Source organism: Streptomyces sp. UNOC14_S4 (genome assembly GCF_020740835.1).
GTDB lineage: Bacteria > Actinomycetota > Actinomycetes > Streptomycetales > Streptomycetaceae > Streptomyces.
In genome coordinates, this window is the sequence record NZ_JAINFC010000887.1 from 1 (window position 1) to 1572 (window position 1572).

Consider the following 1572-nt stretch of genomic DNA (forward strand, 5'->3'; position numbering starts at 1 on the left):
CGCCCGCAGGGCGGCATACGGCGGAAGCCGCACCCCTGGGCGAGCGCAGCGCAACGGCGCGGCAGACTGTGGGGCATGAGCAACGAGACCCGCACCACCCTGCTGCGCAACGGCACCGTGCACAGCCCCGCCGACCCGTTCGCCACTGCGATGGTCGTCGAGCGCGGCGGTGTCGCCTGGGTCGGCTCCGAAGGGGCCGCCGATTCGTTCGCCGACGGTGTGGACGAGGTGGTCGACCTCGACGGCGCGCTGGTCACGCCCGCGTTCACCGACGCGCACGTGCACACCACCGCCACCGGTCTCACCCTGACCGGCCTCGACCTCACCGGGGCCCGCACCCTGGCCGAGGCCCTGGACCGGGTGCGGGCCCACGCGGCCGCGCGCCCCGCCGACCGGGTGCTGCTCGGCCACGGCTGGGACGCCAGTGCCTGGCCCGAGCGCAGGCCGCCGTCCCGCCGCGAGCTGGACGAGGCCACCGGCGGGCGTCCGCTCTACCTCACGCGGGTCGACGTCCACTCGGCCGTCGTCACCACGGCCCTCCTCGACCTCGTGCCGCACGCCTCGGGCCTGTCCGGGTTCCAGCAGGACGGGCCGCTGACCGGCGACGCGCACCACGCCGTGCGCGTCACCGCGCACGACAGCGTCACCCCGGCGCAGCGCGCCGAGGCCCAGGCGGCGGCGCTCGACCGCGCCGCCTCCCTCGGCGTCGGCTCCGTGCACGAGTGCGCCGGGCCGCTGATCTCCAGCGCCGACGACTTCACGGGCCTGCTGGCACTGGCCGCCGAGCGCCCCGGCCCCCGCGTCGTCGGCTACTGGGCCGAAGCCCTCACCTCCGCCGACGGGGCCGACCGCATCCGCGAGCTCGGCGCGCACGGCGCGGCCGGTGACCTCTTCGTGGACGGCTCCCTCGGCTCGCACACGGCCTGCCTCCACCGGCCCTACGCGGACGGCCCGCACGCGGACCACACCGGCACCGCTCACCTCGACGCGGCCGCCGTCGCCGCCCACGTCGCGGCCTGCACCGAGGCGGGCATCCAGGCGGGCTTCCACGCCATCGGCGACGCCGCGCTGACCGCTGTCGTCGACGGTGTGCGGATGGTGGCCGACAAGCTCGGGCTCGCCGCCGTCCGCGCCGCCCGGCACCGCGTCGAGCACGCCGAGATGCTCACCCCCGAACACATCGCGGCCTTCGCCGAATTCGCGCTCACCGCCTCCGTCCAGCCCGCGTTCGACGCCGCGTGGGGCGGCGACGACGCGATGTACGCGCAGCGCCTCGGCGCCGAGCGGGCCCGCACCCTCAATCCGTACGCCGCCCTGCTCCGCGCCGGGGTGCCGCTCGCGCTCGGCTCCGACAGCCCGGTCACCCCGCTCGACCCGTGGGGCACCGTGCGCGCCGCCGCCTTCCACCGCACCCCCGAGCACCGGATCTCCGTCCGCGCCGCCTTCACCGCGCACACCCGCGGCGGCTGGCGGGCCATCGGCCGCGACGACGCGGGCGTCCTGGTCCCGGGCGCGCCCGCCGACTACGCGGTCTGGACGGCCGGTGACCTGGTCGTCCAGGTCCCGGACGAG

General features: G+C 77.4%; 1 protein-coding gene. It reads left to right on the forward strand.

What is annotated here, in order from left to right:
- Nucleotides 1–75: 75 nt before the first annotated feature.
- The coding region (locus tag K6I34_RS36755) for an amidohydrolase (protein WP_229332356.1) at nucleotides 76–1572 on the forward strand (1497 nt) is incomplete at its 3' end.